The following is a 17,640-nucleotide window of genomic DNA, read 5'->3' on the forward strand; positions in this document are numbered from 1 at the left end:
TTAATTAAACGCTGATCTGATTTTCTCCACAAATTGCGAAGCAATCATATCTCTTGATAATAAAACCATATTTTTAATAGCTTCCGGAGTTGATATGCCGTGGCCTATAATAACCGGCGCATTCACCCCTAGAATAGGGCTGCCTCCGTATTGCTCGTAGTTGAAGCGATCGAAAAACGGATCTTTGAATCCTTTTTTCAGGGTCACCACATAAAACGATTCGGCCAATTTCAGCACCACATTCCCGGTATACCCATCACAAACAAAAACGTCGGCATGCTCGCTGAACAAGTCGCGGCCTTCGGCGTTTCCGATAAAATTAATCTTGTCGTTTGCTTTTAATAGGGGATAGGTTGCGATGGTTAGGTTGTTTCCTTTCTCTTCTTCTTCGCCAATGTTCAACAGGCCTACTTTTGGCGATTTAATGCCATATACATGTTCTGCATAGAGGCTGCCGATTAGGGCAAATTGGTTGAGCATCTCCGGTTTACAGTCTGCATTCGCTCCTACATCGAGTAGAATGCCGAAGCCAGTTTTTAGTTTGGGAACATTGGTGGCAATGGCCGGACGCATAACGCCAGGTACAGTTTTCACACTGAACATTGCGCCAACTAGCATCGCTCCTGTATTACCGGCTGAGGAGAAGGAATCGATCTCTCCAGCTTTTAATAGTTCAAACCCTTTCGCAATAGAGGAGTCGGGTTTTTGTGTGATTGCTTTGGTAGGATGCTCATGCATGCTGATGTTTTCAGGGGCATGAACATAATCAAATTTTGAGGGGTCGGATCCCGCTGCTTCAATAGCTTTTTTGGTGGCGGATTCGTCGCCAAATAATACTATGCGCTGAGATTCGTCTAGCAATTTTTGAGCTTCGATTGCACCTTTAATGTTTGAGTCCGGTGCATAATCTCCCCCCAATACGTCTAATCCAATCTTCATTCGTTATTATTTATAAAATTCAATAATACGCAAAAAACATCCCAAATTAAAGCGAATAATATAAAATATTACACTTTTTTGGGATGTTTATTCGAATGATGTTGTTAGACAACAGCCGTGTTCTCGATAATTAATTTACCGTTGTAATATAAATTACCGTCAACTGTGTAAGCACGGTGAGGTGTGTGAACCGCGCCAGTTTCTTTACAAACTGTTAAGCTTGGTAATTCAGCTTTATAGTGTGTTCTTCTTTTGTCTCTTCTAGATTTAGAAGTTTTACGTTTTGGATGTGCCATCTCGTATTTCTCGTTTTAGTTATTCTTAATATTTTTTAATGCTTCCCAACGTGGGTCGATTTGATCATCGTCCCGTGTTGATGTGTCGTCTTCTTGTTCATTTTGGATGCGCTCCAGCATTTCCGGGTCGCAACTGATATTCACACCTTGTTCGCTACATTTGGTGTAAGGAGGAACCGCCACATTGATGTATTCGTATAGCAACGGGGCAATGTCTAGTTCGTAATCGTTTTTGGATAGCATAATGACCTCTTCGGTATCATCCTGCCAATCTTCTTCCGAGAACTTGATCAAGGCGCGCTCCTGAATATGAATCGGGGCGTCAAATTGAGATAAACATACATCGCAGGTCAGTTTCATGGTCCCTTGAATATCAAAGGTGGCAATCAACATGTTTTCCTGTTTCTGTATATCAACCTGAACTTTAAGGTCTCCTTCCTTTACCAAGGAATGTTCGTAACAAGCAAAGAACTTCTCATCAACATCAAAGTCAAAACTGTGTTTACCTGTCGAAAGACCTGAAAAGGGTATTCTATATTGTTTTAGATACTTCACAATCTTGCATTTGAGCCTGCAAAATTAACGATTAAATAAGTATAAATGAAATTTATTTTAAAAAATCGTAAATGCTACTCGTAATAGTTTTTTCCTAATTCTATTTTCTCTCTGTTATTAGCCATACGCCACTTATTGGTGTCGCGTAGGGAGTAAGCACAGCCACAATACTCCTGCATGTAGAACTTCTCGCGCTTGGAGATTTCCAGCATGCGTGCCGAGCCGCCTTTCTTGCGCCAGTTGAAGGTCCAGTACTCCATATTGGGGTGTCGCGATGCAGCACGAAGGCCACAATCGTTTATCTGTTCCATGTTTTTCCAACGGGAGATACCCAAGGAGCTAGAAATCACATCGAAGCCGTTGGCAGCTGCATATTCAGCGGTTTTTTCAAAGCGCATATCGAAGCACATGGTGCAACGGATGCCGCGTTCAGGCTCCTGTTCCATTCCTTTGGCCAATTCAAACCAATGGTCCACATCGTAATCGGCGTCAATAAATGGAATGTTATGCTTCTCGGCAAAGCGGATGTTCTCTTCCTTACGAAGATCGTACTCCTTGCGAGGATGGATATTAGGATTGTAGAAATAGATGGTGAAATCTATATTCGATGAAATCAAGGCTTCCATTACCTCCCCAGCGCAGGGTGCACAACAAGAATGAAGCAATAGCTTCTTACCGTCGTTAGGCAGAGTCAGCTTTTCTCTTACCAATTCATTATTCTCCATATCATTCAATTCTTAGGTGCAATGTTACATAAATCCCTTTATTTATTCAAATTAACATTTCTTGAGGGTTGGTACCGCACCGGAATACCTTTAAAATTTTTACATTTGTAATAAAATAACAAGAACATGAATTTAAAATGGATATTCGGCATCGGGGTGCTGGCGACAATCATTGGTTTTACAGCCTGCAAGCGCGACGATGACGAACCTTTCGTAAATAGAGATTTCTCCCGTTTATATATCGCATTTTCAGATTACAACCCCAATGATCAGGGAACCCAGCCTGTAAACATAGGTGTGATGTTACGTTCAGATTCTACCAACTTCGAAAATACAACCTCCAACTTCATGTACTTCGAGTCGGCAACCAGGGGTGGCAATGCCATTACCTTTAATCCGGCAGCACAACGCGTATTCATGAGTACCATTAACCGTGAACCACGTGACACCGTCTTGCAGATTTTCCCGGTAGGACCTGAAGGAAACCTGACCAACAGTGGGAAAATCCAAAACAGACATCTAAAAAATGTGACCGGCTTGGTATACTACCCAAGTGTAGATAATTTATTTGCCTTAGATAATGCGAATTCCACCATCGCCGTATACAATCGTCCAAAAGGTAGAGATCGTTATATGAAGGTTTCCCAACGCTTTATTATTACCGATGACTTAAAACCATGGGCCATTGCCATCGCTGGTAACATTGTATATGTTACGAGAACAGGTGCCAATGGAGGGATAGATATCTATGACGATGTTGTTTCCCGCAAAGTGGATACCTTGTACAACGATGTAAAAGCGTCCCGTAGATTGACCATTTCAGGCTCACAGAATATACAGGGCATGTCCTTAGATACCATTAATAATGTGTTGGCAGTTACTGATTATACCGGCAGCGGAACAACGGCACAAGGAAAGATTTTGATCTTTGAAAACTTTAGCGAGTTAGCGAAGCAAGCAGGAACCATATCACCTACCCGTGTTATTGCTGGTGGACAAACTGGATTGATACGTCCGACAGATGTGGAGCTGGATTTTAAAAAGGATAGCAAATACTTATTTGTGGCCGACCCGGGCGCTAAGGCGGTTTATCGTTTCTTGAAAACGGCAACAGGTGATGCGAAGCCGGATGCTAAGTTTGTCTACGGCGACTCTACCCCATCAGGCTTATCGTTAGATTCCAGATAAGGGCTTAATCTTCCAGCAGGCCCAGCAAAAGCTCGATGTCCATCCGCTTTTCGGCATTATCGATATGCTCATACGCAGCAATCAGATTTCGTAATACCCGTTTTATGATGGCGAGGTTATCACATGGTTGCGAGTACTCTTCGGATAGAGGCAGGTTTAGCTGCCGCAGGAAGGCGAAGATATCCTCCTCCCGCATAATCTGTCCACGGTTGAATACATTGATGTAAAAGGCCACCTTATCCGGATGCTGTTCATCCATATACGCCAGCACAAAATGCTTGGGCAAATTCACCCCATAAATTGGAATATCTAGCTTCTGCGCCACGAGCGCATAAATACAAGCCAAGCTAATCGGGTTTCCTTTCTTCGATTCCAGCACCTTATGGATAAAGGAATTCTGTGGGTCGTGGTAGTTGGAGGTATTGCCAGAAAGGCCAAATTCCCTAAATATAATGTTATTTAAAAGCTTTACCTTTTCCAGGGAGCTCATGTCATACATGAGGTGGAACCAGGCAGAACGGCGCAATTCGGCCAGCTGATAGTACACCTGATCCTCATGGAGGTTCGGGTACTGATACCGGTTGATAATCAATAAGCCTTCCAGCAAGTCTTCCTGATTGTTCAGCTTCCACAGCTGCAGGTCGTTCTTAACCTGATCGAATTGGATTTTATGAATGATATTCTCAATACGGCTTTGCGATAAGGGGTCGAAGGATGACTCCCAGGAGCTTTCCAAAAAAGGAACAACCTCAGGACCGCAGGTGATTAACTTATGCTCAATCTCCTGGAAAATGCCTTTATCGGGGTCATCCAATAAAGATATTAGTGCCTTTATTTCCTTTTCATTCACATTTAAAATTAGGAAAATAAAGACACATTAACAAAAGATTAATCTAGCCTATTTTATCTGCCCATCCAACATTTCAAGGATCCGATGGCCATAGGCTGCATTTTTCTCCGAATGGGTCACCTGAATGATCGTTACCCCATCTTTGTTCAATTGGGTAAAGAGTTCCATAATTTCTTCCCCTTGTTTAGAATTGAGGTTACCTGTAGGCTCATCTGCCAATAATACCTTCGGCGAACCTGCCAAGGCTCTGGCAATACCGACAATCTGTTGTTGCCCACCGGAAAGTTGAGCCGGGAATAGATCCTTCTTGCCGACGATGTGAAAACGATCCAATAAATCGCTCACAATCGCCTTTCGATCTGCCGAGGATAAGTTTTTATAGATTAAGGGCGTTTCGATATTCTCATAAACCGTCAACTCATCAATGAGGTGGTACGATTGAAACACATAGCCCATATGCGCCTGAAACAGCTGATTCCGCTTTTTCGTTTTCATCGCCAAAACATCCTCCCCCATAAAATAATACTTGCCCTCATTCGGTTCATCCAACATACCGATGACGTTCAGCAAGGTCGATTTCCCGGAGCCGGAAGGCCCCATAATCGATACAAAATCACCCGCCTCAATGCTTAGGTTTATATCTTTTAATACAAATGAACGGTTATTCCCTTGAGAATACCATTTAAAAAGTTGTTCTAGTTTAATCATGTTTTACTATTTATTTGCTTAAAAAACCACCCCTTATAGATTGTTTGATAATAAGTTCATGCCTCACAGCGCCTTTCTAACATCTTATTCATTCCGCAGATTCTCCTCCGGATTTGCTTTGGCAGCGCGTAGGGTTTGCACGCTTACCACCACAAGAATTAACAAGAATACCAGCACGGCCGCAACCGCAAAATAGCCCCAATGCAACTCGATATGATAAGCGAAATTGGCTAGCCAATGCTGCAGCAGGTAATAAGCTATCGGAATGCCTAGCACACAGCCTATGCTAAATATGATCATAAAAGGTTGGTTTAATTGCAGAAACAGGTTCCCCACCGAGGCACCCAGCACCTTCCGAATGCTGATCTCTCTCTTTCGCTGGCTGATTTGAAATAAGGACATGCTAAATAAACCGAAAGCAACAAGGATGACACTTAGGCCGGTAAAACTGCTTAATGCGGTTTGCAATTCATCTTGCTTTGCATGTAATTGCGCATATTTCTGATCCATATATTCATAGTCTAAGGGCAGGTTTTTGGCCGCTTCCACCTTCGCCCATTCTTCGGCAATTGTCGCAATTGCTTCTTGGCTGTAGCCAGCCGTCGTTTTTACCATTAGGGTCGTCATATACCGACCTACACTACATTCGTTTCTATAGCTGTAAAGTGTCGGTACAACCTGGTTTTCAAAGCCAAATACCTTGCTGTCTTTCACAACGGCAATAATTTCAAAATTTACCCCACAGCCCTTCACATTGCTGCCAATGGCCTGTGGTAAACCTAATGTTTTAGCCGCCGATTCGTTAATGACGGCGTAATGCTTCGTTGAATCTTGGAGCAGTTGGCTTAAGGATTGGTTGGCCTGGCCCGCGATCGTTTCAATTTCCAAGGTTTTAAAATAACGGCTATCAATGCCGAGATGCGCCATATCAAAAGCCTTGCCGGCATAGGAAAATTCCTTATTGGGCGCTGGCGTAATATCGCCTGGAATATTGGTGGCACTGGAGGCCGAGCTAATATAGGGCGATTGGTCCAGTCGGGTTTTAAAATCCTCAAAATTGCCGCCAGGATTAGGGTTAAAATAAAGCCCAATGCCTTTGAAGTTGACAATTTGTGCCGGTTCAAATCCCTTTTCCGCCTGTTTTATATAGTGCACCTGTTGTTGCACCACCAACAGCCCAACAACAAAAATTAACGCAAATAGCACCTGAATGCCTAATAAAGCATGCCTAAAGTTCTGGTTACTTCCTGTAGTGCCCGTTTCGCCTTTTAAGAGTTGGTTCAGGTTGAACCTGGAAATGACCACAGCAGGGTAGATGCCGGAAAGCAGGGTGGTCAGCAGCACCGCCAAGCCTAATTGCAGCATGCTGGTGCTGGAGAATAAATACGCCTTTACGTCTTCATAGAACCATTGCTGAAGGATATTCGCGGAGAGGAGGAGCAAGATACAGCTTAACATGGCGGCACTCAGCGTAATCAGCAACACTTCAATCAAGAGTTGAAGCACAATTTGCGAACGCGAGCTGCCCAATATTTTCTTTATGGCTAGTTCTTTTAATCTGCTGTTGGCCTGCGCTAACATCATATTCGCAAAATTAGCTCCCGCAAGCACTAATATAAATCCTGAAATCAATCCAATCACCCATACCAATAAATAGGGACTGTTAGAACCTGCTTTCGGCCGTAAATGCAGGTTGGATAAAGGGTCGAGGTAAATCCCGCCTTTGCTATAATTTGTAGACTTTAATGGGTCTTTAGGTACTATCTCCTGCTGGAAAAGCGCTGTTAGTTTAGCTTGTAGCAGCGCAATATCCGTGTTTTCTTTGACCTGAATATAGGTTTGAAAGCTAAAGGGGTTACCCGTTGCGCGTTCATCTTGGATTTCATTTATTAACAGTAAATCGTAATTAAGGATCGATAGGGGCCGATCTGCCGCAATGCCATAAATCATTTCCTGCATCCCCGTTGCTAAAGATAGCATCGGCACCGCCTTTGGTGTGTCAAAATCCATATCATCAGCCTTAAATAAACGATCGGCATAGGCTTGATTAATCAAGCTTGCTTCTTTTTGATCCGTTGATTTATACACAGGGCCAGTTTTGCTTTGCACTTGAAATATGGATGCCGCGGCCGAGTCGACCAGCATCGCTTTCCGCAAAAAAACCGTAGACTCGCCGAATAGGGGATAACCCCCATAAGGATAGTGGATAGACCGCCCGGCACGGACAACCTCCGGAAGCTGCGCTTGAATAAGCGGCGCTAAAGATGGGGGCGTCTCTTCGCTAAACTTGCCATTTTCCGTGAGGCCAACCAAATAGATCTGCTCATAATTTGGATTCCATTGATCGTAACTGATTTCGCGATTGATATACTGATAGGATAGGATAAATCCTGAAAACCCCATCGTTAACCCGAGAATATTTAATAGCGTAAATCCCCAGTTTTTCCGAAGATTCCGAATCGTAATTTTAAGATTATTCTTGATCATCATTCCCTATACGTTAAATCTTTTGTTTTACTCCCATGTTAACAATTATGCTTAAAGGTCAATAAAAGGTCGGATTAATTTTCTTTTAAGGTAGATGCTGGATTCACCCGTGCAGCCTTAAAGGTTTGCCAGGCGACGGTCAGCATCGCGAAGCCTAGGGCAATTCCACCGGCGAGGGCAAACATCCACCATTGAATGGCAATGCGGAAGGCAAAGGCCTCCAACCAGCGAGTCATCAATAGCCAGGCTATCGGTGTGGAAATAAGAAAGGCCAAGCCGATTAGCATCAAGAAATTCTTGGATAGCAACAAGATGATATTCGTGATAGAAGACCCCAACACCTTACGGATGCCGATTTCCTTGATCTTGCCATTTATTAATAGCAGGGTCAAAGCAAATAAGCCTAAGCAGGAAATAGCAATAGCCACGGAAGCGCCGGCAATGACGATTTTAGCAATCCGCCGGTCGTTGTTGTATAGGTTTTGGGTATTCTCATCGAGGTAGCTAGCCGCAATGCTGGCTTTGGGGTTGATGGATTTCCACGTATCTTCTACCTGTTTCAAACTTTGTTGCAGGTTGCTGCTGTGGATGCGCACAAAGATATACGATAGGTCGAAGCCCCCAATTGGCAGGCCCATGGTTAATGGTCCAACCTCGCGCTTCAGATCATGAAAATGAAAGTTGTCTACAATACCTACAATGGTAGGGTTGTTATCCATTTCCAGGGTGCTGTTTAAAGCTTTTTCAGGTCCTCCAAGCAGGTCGGCCATTTCTTTATTAATCAATACAGCATTTTCATCTGTTTTATGCTGCCGGTCGAAGTCGCGACCCGCTAAAAGTTTTATTCCCAGAGTTTTTAGGTAGTCGTAATCAATAGTCAAGTAATTCGTAACGATCTCTGTTCCATCTTGGTCGAATCCAAACCTACTGGTGCTGGTGGAACCATCACGCCCTCGACCTAGGTTGATATCACTAGCGGATACACTTTTTACCCAAGGGTAAGCGGCCAGCGTATTGCGCATGCGCTCTATGGCAAGGTTTGCATCGATTCCCTGACCGATAGGAATGCTGATGACTTCCGTTTTGTTAAATCCCAAAGGTCTGTTGCTGAGGTAATGCAGCTGGTAGCTGATGATGACGGTGGCAATGCATAAAATCATGGCGATGGAAAACTGCAGCACGGTTAAGCTATTTTGCAGGTAGGTCGATTTTACGCTGCTCTTTCCTTTCAGGCTGTTAATAATATTCACGTTGGCCATGCGTAGGGCAGGGTAGCCTCCGGTAATGATAGTTAGTAGCAAGAAAGCAGCCAGGAACAAGCTAATATTTAAGGAGCTAAAAAGCTGTGCGATTTTAAACTGGTAGTTCAGGGTGGCATTATATTCGGGCAATAGCAAACTCGCTAGCGCCAGGCCAAGCAATAGGGATAATACACAAATAAAGGCCGACTCCATCCAAAACTGCATGAACAATTGAAAGGTCGATCCGCCTATGGTTTTACGGGTTCCAATTTCCTTAATCCGGGTCATGGCGCTGGCTAAGGATAGGTTCACGAAGTTGGAACCAGCAATAAATAGAATCAATCCGGAGATTACCAGTAGTATCCAGGGGAATTTGCTGGTTTCCACTTCACCTTTTCCAATATCGCTTAAATGAACATCTTTTAAAGGCAGGATGCGTAAGCTTAAGTAAGCGCCATTAGCATCAGCCTTTGCGCCATCGCGTTTTAATTTCTCGATGGCTACTTTTTCATGTTGATTTATAAAGGCTACCGTGGCTTTCTGGAAGCCTGCGGCATCAATGGATTGGGCCTTTAGCTTTACATACACGGCATGATTTTTATAGCTCCAGTCGTTTTCCAGTTCCTTGTAGTTTGGGCTTTGCTCAAATCGCATTAAGCTGCTAAAGCTGATGCTGGAGTTCCGGGGATTCACGCTGGAAACGCCCGTGATAATCCGGCTTTCCCAATTTCCATTTATATTAAGCTCTACGGCTTTTCCAAGCACCTGCTTGCTCCCAAATAAGGATTCCGCCATCGCTTCATTAATCACCAAGCCGTCTTGATTATCCAAGGCTGTTTCATTTCCTTGATCCATGGGGAAGCTAAATATCTTTAAAAAAGAGGCATCCACATATTTCAATTCCGAGGCTATTTCCTTATCGCCATGGCGCAGCATCATTTGGGCATTCAATACCCGCGTGCTGGCTTCTACCTCCGGTAATTCCTTCGATACCAATGGTGCTAATGGAGGAGCCATACTCGAATTGCTGATGATAGCACCACGCTCCTCCGAACGCATGTATAGCAAGCCGATTCGTTCCTTATTCGTGTGGAAGCTATCAAAAGATAGCTCGAACATCGCTGTTAAGTATAATATGGTAGCTGTCGCAATAGCCACCGCAAAGCCAATCAGCTGAACCCAGCTAATGGGGCTGCGAAGTAGGCGCGGGATGCGGGATTTGATATGGGATAGCATGGTTATCGGGTTTAAAGTTTATAATTAAATCTAGGGTCTGAGACTTTTTGAACCCTGAGGTAGCTATTAGGTGCGAATCGTTAGTTTTACTCATCCCGCAGGCTATCCACCGGATTACTTCTTGCTGCTTTTACCGATTGGTAGCTCATGGTAAAGAAAGCGACCAACAGTGTCAATAGCGCAGGAATAACGAACATCCACCAGCTGACATCTATTTTAAAAGCAAAAGATTCCAGCCATTTATGAACAGCCCACCAAGCGATCGGACTAGCTAGTACAATAGATAGCAAAACAAGCTTTAGATAGTCTTTCGATAATAAACCAACGATGCCACTAACGGTACTTCCCAATACTTTACGGATACCGATCTCTTTGGTTCGCTGTGCCGTAGTGAGGGTTACTAATCCTATTAATCCTAGGCAGCTAATCAGGATGGTAATGGCTGTCGAGAGGTTGATGACGCTGCTAAAGCGCAAGTCTGACTCATAAAGATGTTTGATGTGCTCGTCATAGAATTCATAGCTGAAGGTTGCTTTGGGGTACAAGGCTTTCCACTCCTTCTCCACATGGGCAATACCTGCCTGCCACTCTTTCGGGTTATCGCTTAAGCGAATACTCAAGGTTCGCAGATCACGACGGTCTATTGACGGGAAGAGGACCAAAGGTTCCAACTTGCTGCGTAGGTACTTGTTGTTCAAGTCTTCAACGACACCGACAATCTCCAAGTTTTTATCCCCATTGAAAACCTGTCCGCCAATTGCCTGCTCAGGCGATTTAAAGCCTAGCTTTTCAATCGCCAATCGACTCATGAGAATCCCTCGGGAAGTATCGCTCAGCGCGATATTTCGCCCTGCCAATATCTTGATGCCAAATAAGTCTACATAGCTATCGTCGATTTCTTTCAGGGGCATATTAATTTCAACCTTGCCGGTATCAGATTGTGTGCTGTAATTATTACCGAAGTGGATATCCGACATCGGCAAGTGGCCTAAGGCCGATCCTTTGATTTCCTTGTAAGCCTGTAACTTGTTTTTGATTAAAAATGGATCCACATCCGGGGCTTCCGATTTCTTATAGGGTAAGGTCAAGGTCAGGATAGCATCCTTCTTAAAACCTGGATCCTTGGAAAGCAGAAAGTCCAACTGCAAGCCCATAATAACTGTAGCAATGACAAATACCTGCGCAATTAAGAATTGAAAAACAATCATGCCTTTCCGGAAAATCAAACTCCCGAAGCTCATCTTCACAGCACCTTTAATTTTGAGAACCTCTGCAACCTGTATCCTATTAATCAGGTATGCCGGATATATTGCACTTAGCACACTTATAAATACAATTAACCCGAGAAGGAACAACCCGATAGGAAAGCTGTTATCAAACTGTTGCAGATCTTCCGGCAAGTAGCTGTTGAAGAACTGCTCCATTAGGAGGCGTAGGGGCCAAGCCAAGGCTAAGGCCAGCAGGCAGATTACCCAGGTTTCCATAAAAAAGCTCCAGGTAAGGTGCTTGTTCTGTTCCCCTAAGGTTTTGCGGATTCCGATTTCCTTCGCTCGATAAGGTACTTGGGCCGTAGCCAGATTAATATAATTAATACTAGCCAACAGAACCAAAAAGAGGGCAATGCCGATAAGACCATACAGCAGACGGATATCCACAGTACCCATAATGTTCTTATTGAAATGCAAAGTGCTCAGTGGCGCCAGCTGAAACTCCTCAGAACTATTGTACTGTGCATTTTCTTCGCCATTCATGTCAAAGAGCTTCTGGTTTGCAATTTTAAGGAAGCTTTCTTTCGCTTTTTCATCGCGAAGTTTAACGTAAAGCTGATGGTTAGAGCTGTAGCTGTTCCACCTATCATTATTCCATTCCTTCTCCGGGATAGGCATAAACTCCTTGCCAATAAAACTACTGGTTCGCTCGAGGTTGGCAATAACGCCAACAACGGTATACAAGTCCTTCCCGTATTTTATGGTTCTTCCCATTGCCTCTTGTGGACTTAAGCCAGGAAAGTATAGCTGTAATCGACTTTCCGTAAGCACCACCTCAAAAGGCGTCTTGAAGATGGTCTTCGGGCTCCCCGCCAACCAGGTATAGGGCACCATCTCAAAGTAATCAGGCAAGGTGCCTACAATGGCTCCTTGACCATCCATAGGTGTCGCTTCTTTCTCCTTGCTGATGGGGGTTATTTCTCCAAAATATTGATAGAATATAGGTGCCAGTTGCGCTACATCGGTTATATTCTCCTGTATATATTTCGCAATAGGAACAGGTAAACCGTCAAAGGAACGGAATTCCCCCGCATGCTGGCTTCGGTTGTATACTTTGTAAATCTGCTCGGCCTCCGGATGTCCCTTGTCAAAGCTGAATTCGTAAAAGACAACCCGAAAGACAATCCAGCTCGCACAGATTCCGATGGCCAATCCCAAGATGTTTAACCCGGTAAACAATCGGTTATTCCACAATCTCCTAAATAAAAGGTTTATTCTTTTCATTATGCTATAATGTCTAATGCTAAATGCTTCATGCTCTATGCTCCGCCCTAAATACGCTTACTCATTCCTCAGGCTATCCACCGGATTCGCTAAGGCTGCTTTTATCGATTGAAAACTCACCGTCAGCATACTGATCAGGATGGCGCCGGCACCTGCAAGCAGGAAGATATCCCAGCTAAGCGTTATGCGGTAGCTGAAATGCGCTAAGTATTGATCCATGATCCAGTACGCAATGGGGAAGGCGATCAAACAAGCCAGGCTAACCAGTAGCAAGAACTCCTTCGATAGCATGCGGGTAACAGAAAATACCGAGGCACCCAGCACCTTTCGGATTCCAATTTCCTTGATTCTACTTTCTGCCATAAAGGCCGCCAAACCAAATAAGCCCAAACAAGAAATAAAAATGGTCAACCCAGCAAAGAGGCTGGCCAGGGTTCCTGTCCGTTGTGTTTCCATAAATTTGAAGGCGTAAGCCTCATCTACAAATTGATATTGAAAAGGATAGGCACTATTATATTCCTTAAAAACCTGCTCTGTTTTTGCCAGCGCCTCCTCCGTACTTAATTTCGGATTAAAGCGAATATGATAGGTATTCATAAAGCCGTTCGCTCCTTCTATAACCAATGGTTTAATCGGTTCGAAGGGAGACTCCTGTATAAAATCTTTAATCACCCCGATGATATGGTATTGGTCGTTTCCATCATTAAAGGTCTTGCCCAAAGGGTCTTTAAATCCCATCGCCTTAGCGGCGGTTTCATTGATAATGGCGGCCATCGAGTCGGTAGGGAATTTCGCTAAGTCCAGATCCCGACCTTGCAACAGGGTAAAACCTGCGGTAGCAACCACCTGATCATCGGCGGACTGCCGATTAATCTGAATGACCTCATTCGGATCTTTTCCCGCCCAGGTGAAGCCATTCCAACCGCTCCAACGCTCGGTCAAGGGCGACATCATGCGTGTAACCGACTGTGCAATACCGCGCTCCAATAACGCATGTTTAATGAGGGGGTAGTTTTTCTTCATATCCCCAACTTCCATCATATACACGAGGTTATCTTGTGTAAACCCAAAATCCCGATCTTGCGCATGCTGAATCTGCTTCCGAATCGCCACGGTGCTAATAATAAGTACAATGGCAATACAGAATTGAGTAACCACCAAAAACTTACGCGGATTGAATTTCGAGTGCAGCTGCTGGAACCTTCCTTTCAACACACGAATCGGATTGAAGGAAGATAGAAAGAAAGCCGGATAGCTACCTGCCAGCAGGCCCGTGAATACGATAAACCCAACAAAGAGTAACCAAAAGCGAATATCCAGATAAGGGATATTGACCTCTTGGCCTACAATGCCAACGAAAACAGGTAGGAATAGCATCACTAAGAGAAGGGCCAGAAGCCCAGCAATGGCCGTCAATTGCAAGGACTCCCGTAGGAACAGGCCGATTAAGCGGAATCGGGGTGCCCCGACCACCTTTCTGATGCCCACTTCCTTTGCCCGTTTTTCACTCTGTGCCGTACTCAAGTTCATAAAGTTGATGCAGGCAATCAGTAAAATAAAACCAGCTATATAGCTGAAGGTCTTCACCATGCTAATACGGCCGCCAACCTGCTGCCCATTCTTATACGTATTATAGAGATAACTTTCTTTTATAGGTTTCAGAAAACTTTGGGTACTCACTTCCGAATGTCGCTTAATCAGGTTTTTCAGCTGCGCTTGCGCGGCTGCAATATTCGCCTGCTCCTTCATCTCCACGAAAAGATTAACGGAGCTATTTCCCCAATGCTCGTCAGAATAGCCCATCTTCTCCATCAAGGTCCAGGGTAAAAAATATTCATAGCCTGTAAACCTACTGCTCTTCGGCACTTCTTTTAATACGCCGGAAACAAGCAGCTGTTGGGTACTATCCAATTGTACGGTTTTTCCAAGAACATCGGAAGTCCCGAAAAGGCTTATGGCCAGTTTCTCGGTCAATACCACCTGGCTAGGATCCCTAAGGGCAGTGCTTGGATTCCCCGCCAGCAAAGGAAGGTCAAAGAGTTGTAAAAAGGATGAATCCACAAAGGATCCTACCTTTGATAATATTTTAGTCTCTCCAACGGAAAACAGCAAACCGTTTATTCCAGATAATCTACTTAGGTTTTCCACCCCGGCAATCTCCGCTTTCATCACGGCAGCCATAGGCTTAGGTGTCGAAAACCAAACAGCAATCTCGTTATTCGTCGAGACATCTTGTTGCCCCACTACATACAGGCGATGTGTCTTCGGGTAGACCCTGTCAATAGACCACTGAAAATTTATCCATAACAAAATCAGCATAGCCGCCCCCATACCAATGGCCAAGCCAATTATATTGAGGAAGGTGAAGCCTTTGTTTTTTCTGTTTAATATCCTTGATGCAGTCATTTTTTTATCCTAATTAATATCCGCTTTTACGCCGATCCATTAGCTCTTACGATTTCAAATTCCAATAAGTAACAGACGTTACTGTAATTACTAAAGACTTAATACGCAGTACTTATATTGGTAATAAATCCAGCCTTACTTGCTAAATCCTTAATAAAAAGTCTTCAAATTAGTAACATGAAAGGCCCAATAAATAGCCGCCATACATCTAACTACTAAATACTCAATACTAAATACTACCTACTAAATTCTAAGAGTCCTCAAATCAATAGCCGCCATACATCTAACTACTAAATACTCAATACTAAATACTCCAACCTAACTACTAGAAACAATCACCTGCCCATCGAGCATCCTAATCACCCGGTCGGCGAATTTAGCGTCGTATTCCGAGTGAGTTACCATGACGATGGTAGTCCCAGCCTCATTGAGTTCGGTTAGCAATTGCATCACTTCATTTCCATTGCTGGAGTCCAAGTTTCCGGTAGGCTCATCGGCGAGGATCAGCTTGGGATTGTTTACGACGGCACGGGCGACGGCCACACGCTGCTGCTGTCCTCCGGAGAGCTGCTGCGGAAAGTGATTCCGACGGTGCATAATCTGCACTTTCTCCAAAACCTCCTCCACGCGACGCTTGCGCTCGGCAGCCGGAACATTGGTGTAAATCAGCGGAAGTTCCACGTTTTCAAAAACCGTCAACTCATCAATCAGGTTGAAGCTCTGAAACACAAAACCGATATTATGCTTCCGTAAGTCAGATCGCTTGTTCTCCTTAAAATGGGCAACCTCAATCGTATTGAATAGGTAGCTGCCTTCATCCAAATCATCCAACAAGCCGATAATATTCAATAGGGTGGACTTTCCACATCCCGAGGGACCCATTACCGCCACAAACTCGCCTTCCTTCACATGGATGTTCACCTGGTTTAGAGCGACTGTTTCTACCTCTTCGGTACGATAATATTTCTGTAGGTTGCTAATCTTAATCATAGTGCCTGCTTTAGCGTTGCTTATTTTTATGCTGTCAATTCTTATATCTTCGCCTTAGGTGCCCCCACAATCGGTTAGGGATATGACTGCAGGGCCTAAGACTTCTACTCTTTAATTTTTAACTCCTGGATTTTGTCGTACGTGTCATAACTCGAAATTACAACCTTATCGCCAGGTTTCAAGCCTCCAAGAACCTCATAATACTCCGGATTTTGGCGCCCCAACTGAATATCAGTGCGGTAGGCTGTGTTTCCACTTTTATCCAATTTGAAAATCCAGTTCCCGCCGGTTTGCTGGTTAAAGCCACCTTTAGCCAATAATACAGCCTTGGTTTTATCGCTTAGCGCCAAGCGAATAGGTAGAGTTTGCCCACGACGGATACTCGCCGGACGCTCGCCTACAAATTCCAGGTCCACTAAGAAGCGACCATCCTTCACCTGCGTATACACCTTCTTGATCCGGAGCTCGTAATTTTTGTCGTCAATCTGAAAATGGCCTTTTAAATCGGGGAAAATACGGTTGATGTAATGTTCGTCAATCTCTGCCCGCACTTTAAATCCAGTCAGCACATCAATTTGTCCTAAACGCTCACCGGCAGTTTTGTTCTGGCCAATTTCCGCATCAAAGGAGGTCAATTGACCATCCACCGGTGCCCGCAAAATCAGGTCGCCCACCTTGTCGCGCATCAATTCCAAGCCACGTTGCGTCCGTTTATAGGTCTCCCTGTCCTGGCTCAGCTTCTGGTTATTGCTCACCTCATCTTGCTTTAAAATCTGTTTGGTAAGGCCTACGCGTTCCTTTTGGTAGTTATATTCATTAAAAGACTTTTGGTATTCCTGAGAGCCAATCGCCTTTTCTGCTAGTAGCTTTTTGTTGAGGCTATAGATGCGTTCCGCTTCTTTATAGGCCTGTTCCACATCGGCCATTTGGTTGCGGTTGTTAATGCTGGCCTGTTGGGCATTGGTTTGTGCAATCTGTGCTTGGGTCAATAAGTTCAGCACTTCCGTTTCTTGGCGGATGAGGTTAAGCTCCATATCGGTATTGGAAAGGCGCATAATCGCATCGCCTTTACGCAAATGGGCACCGTCTTCCACATATTTTTCTTCCACACGCCCCCCAATGGAAGCATCGAGGTAGATGCTGCTGATGGGCATCACTGAACCATTGATCGGAATAAATTCTTGAAACGTATCCTCCTTGACCTCATAGATCGAAATACGCTCCGCCTCCACATTCAACTTGTTGTTTCCACGGGTATAATAATAGCTCGCTCCTAAAAGTCCAACCAAAGCGGTAATGCCCGCTAGGGTTAAGATGCGTTTCGAGTTCCACTTACGTTGTTTAATCGGTCTGTCCATGTATTTTGTTCGATTTCATAATCTACATAGACAAGGATGTGCCAAAAGTGTAAGTAATTGTAAATCAGTGGTTAGGGTGAAACTGGTTTTAATTTACTGTTCGCTATCGAACAGCTATTGTGCGCTGCTGAACAGATCAATCTGATCGAGTCTATCAGGAGCTATTCAG

General features: G+C 44.2%; 13 protein-coding genes. 1 reads left to right on the plus strand and 12 read right to left on the minus strand.

All coding sequences use genetic code 11. From position 1 onward, the window contains the following. From plsX to GQF63_RS15110, 4 genes are all read right to left on the minus strand, one after another. Entirely contained in the window at positions 1-939 is a 939-nt protein-coding gene (plsX, locus tag GQF63_RS15095; protein ID WP_160370075.1) for a phosphate acyltransferase PlsX, read from the minus strand. Positions 940-1,043: 104 nt separating this feature from the next. Further along, positions 1,044-1,235 carry a 50S ribosomal protein L32 gene (gene rpmF, locus GQF63_RS15100; RefSeq protein WP_160370076.1) on the minus strand — a complete coding sequence of 64 codons (192 nt, stop codon included), beginning with the start codon at positions 1,233-1,235 and terminating at the stop codon, positions 1,044-1,046. 15 nt (positions 1,236-1,250) lie between these two features. Then, on the minus strand, positions 1,251-1,790 hold the full coding sequence (locus GQF63_RS19790) for a YceD family protein (RefSeq protein ID WP_160370077.1): 540 nt from the start codon (positions 1,788-1,790) through the stop codon (positions 1,251-1,253). A gap of 74 nt (positions 1,791-1,864) precedes the next feature. Continuing rightward, on the minus strand, positions 1,865-2,515 hold the full coding sequence (locus GQF63_RS15110) for an epoxyqueuosine reductase QueH (protein ID WP_160370078.1): 651 nt from the start codon (positions 2,513-2,515) through the stop codon (positions 1,865-1,867). Positions 2,516-2,641: 126 nt separating this feature from the next. On the opposite strand from GQF63_RS15110, the gene GQF63_RS15115 reads away from it, so the two are divergent. Continuing rightward, the gene (locus GQF63_RS15115) at positions 2,642-3,703 is read left to right on the plus strand and encodes an NHL repeat-containing protein (protein ID WP_160370079.1); all 1,062 of its coding nucleotides are present in this window, start codon (positions 2,642-2,644) and stop codon (positions 3,701-3,703) included. 4 nt (positions 3,704-3,707) lie between these two features. On the opposite strand, the gene GQF63_RS15120 is transcribed toward GQF63_RS15115, so the two are convergent. The 8 genes from GQF63_RS15120 to GQF63_RS15155 form a co-directional block, all read right to left on the minus strand. Then, on the minus strand, positions 3,708-4,553 hold the full coding sequence (locus GQF63_RS15120) for a transglutaminase family protein (RefSeq protein ID WP_160370080.1): 846 nt from the start codon (positions 4,551-4,553) through the stop codon (positions 3,708-3,710). A 48-nt stretch (positions 4,554-4,601) separates the two neighbouring features. Continuing rightward, positions 4,602-5,261, minus strand: coding sequence for an ABC transporter ATP-binding protein (locus GQF63_RS15125; RefSeq protein WP_160370081.1), 660 nt, complete (start codon positions 5,259-5,261; stop codon positions 4,602-4,604). 84 nt (positions 5,262-5,345) lie between these two features. After that, entirely contained in the window at positions 5,346-7,751 is a 2,406-nt protein-coding gene (locus GQF63_RS15130; RefSeq protein WP_160370082.1) for an ABC transporter permease, read from the minus strand. Positions 7,752-7,822: 71 nt separating this feature from the next. Then, positions 7,823-10,225, minus strand: a complete 2,403-nt coding sequence (locus GQF63_RS15135) for an ABC transporter permease (protein ID WP_160370083.1) — start codon at positions 10,223-10,225, stop codon at positions 7,823-7,825. Between the two features lie 86 nt (positions 10,226-10,311). Continuing rightward, on the minus strand, positions 10,312-12,717 hold the full coding sequence (locus GQF63_RS15140) for an ABC transporter permease (RefSeq protein WP_160370084.1): 2,406 nt from the start codon (positions 12,715-12,717) through the stop codon (positions 10,312-10,314). Positions 12,718-12,774: 57 nt separating this feature from the next. After that, positions 12,775-15,123: an ABC transporter permease gene (locus tag GQF63_RS15145; protein ID WP_160370085.1), complete on the minus strand. Its 2,349-nt coding sequence runs from the start codon at positions 15,121-15,123 to the stop codon at positions 12,775-12,777. Positions 15,124-15,441: 318 nt separating this feature from the next. After that, entirely contained in the window at positions 15,442-16,113 is a 672-nt protein-coding gene (locus GQF63_RS15150; RefSeq protein WP_160370086.1) for an ABC transporter ATP-binding protein, read from the minus strand. A 104-nt stretch (positions 16,114-16,217) separates the two neighbouring features. Further along, positions 16,218-17,471, minus strand: coding sequence for an efflux RND transporter periplasmic adaptor subunit (locus tag GQF63_RS15155; protein ID WP_160370087.1), 1,254 nt, complete (start codon positions 17,469-17,471; stop codon positions 16,218-16,220). Positions 17,472-17,640: the final 169 nt, after the last annotated feature.

The organism is Sphingobacterium humi (assembly GCF_009768885.1).
Lineage (GTDB): Bacteria > Bacteroidota > Bacteroidia > Sphingobacteriales > Sphingobacteriaceae > Sphingobacterium > Sphingobacterium humi.

Coding starts and splice junctions, on each gene's coding strand:
- rpmF (WP_160370076.1), bottom strand. CDS start 1,235: ATGGCACATCCAAAACGTAAAACTTCTAAATCTAGAAGAGACAAAAGA.
- GQF63_RS15115 (WP_160370079.1), top strand. CDS start 2,642: ATGAATTTAAAATGGATATTCGGCATCGGGGTGCTGGCGACAATCATT.
- GQF63_RS15145 (WP_160370085.1), bottom strand. CDS start 15,123: ATGACTGCATCAAGGATATTAAACAGAAAAAACAAAGGCTTCACCTTC.
- GQF63_RS15140 (WP_160370084.1), bottom strand. CDS start 12,717: ATGAAAAGAATAAACCTTTTATTTAGGAGATTGTGGAATAACCGATTG.
- plsX (WP_160370075.1), bottom strand. CDS start 939: ATGAAGATTGGATTAGACGTATTGGGGGGAGATTATGCACCGGACTCA.
- GQF63_RS15155 (WP_160370087.1), bottom strand. CDS start 17,471: ATGGACAGACCGATTAAACAACGTAAGTGGAACTCGAAACGCATCTTA.
- GQF63_RS15150 (WP_160370086.1), bottom strand. CDS start 16,113: ATGATTAAGATTAGCAACCTACAGAAATATTATCGTACCGAAGAGGTA.
- GQF63_RS15110 (WP_160370078.1), bottom strand. CDS start 2,515: ATGGAGAATAATGAATTGGTAAGAGAAAAGCTGACTCTGCCTAACGAC.
- GQF63_RS15130 (WP_160370082.1), bottom strand. CDS start 7,751: ATGATGATCAAGAATAATCTTAAAATTACGATTCGGAATCTTCGGAAA.
- GQF63_RS15125 (WP_160370081.1), bottom strand. CDS start 5,261: ATGATTAAACTAGAACAACTTTTTAAATGGTATTCTCAAGGGAATAAC.
- GQF63_RS15135 (WP_160370083.1), bottom strand. CDS start 10,225: ATGCTATCCCATATCAAATCCCGCATCCCGCGCCTACTTCGCAGCCCC.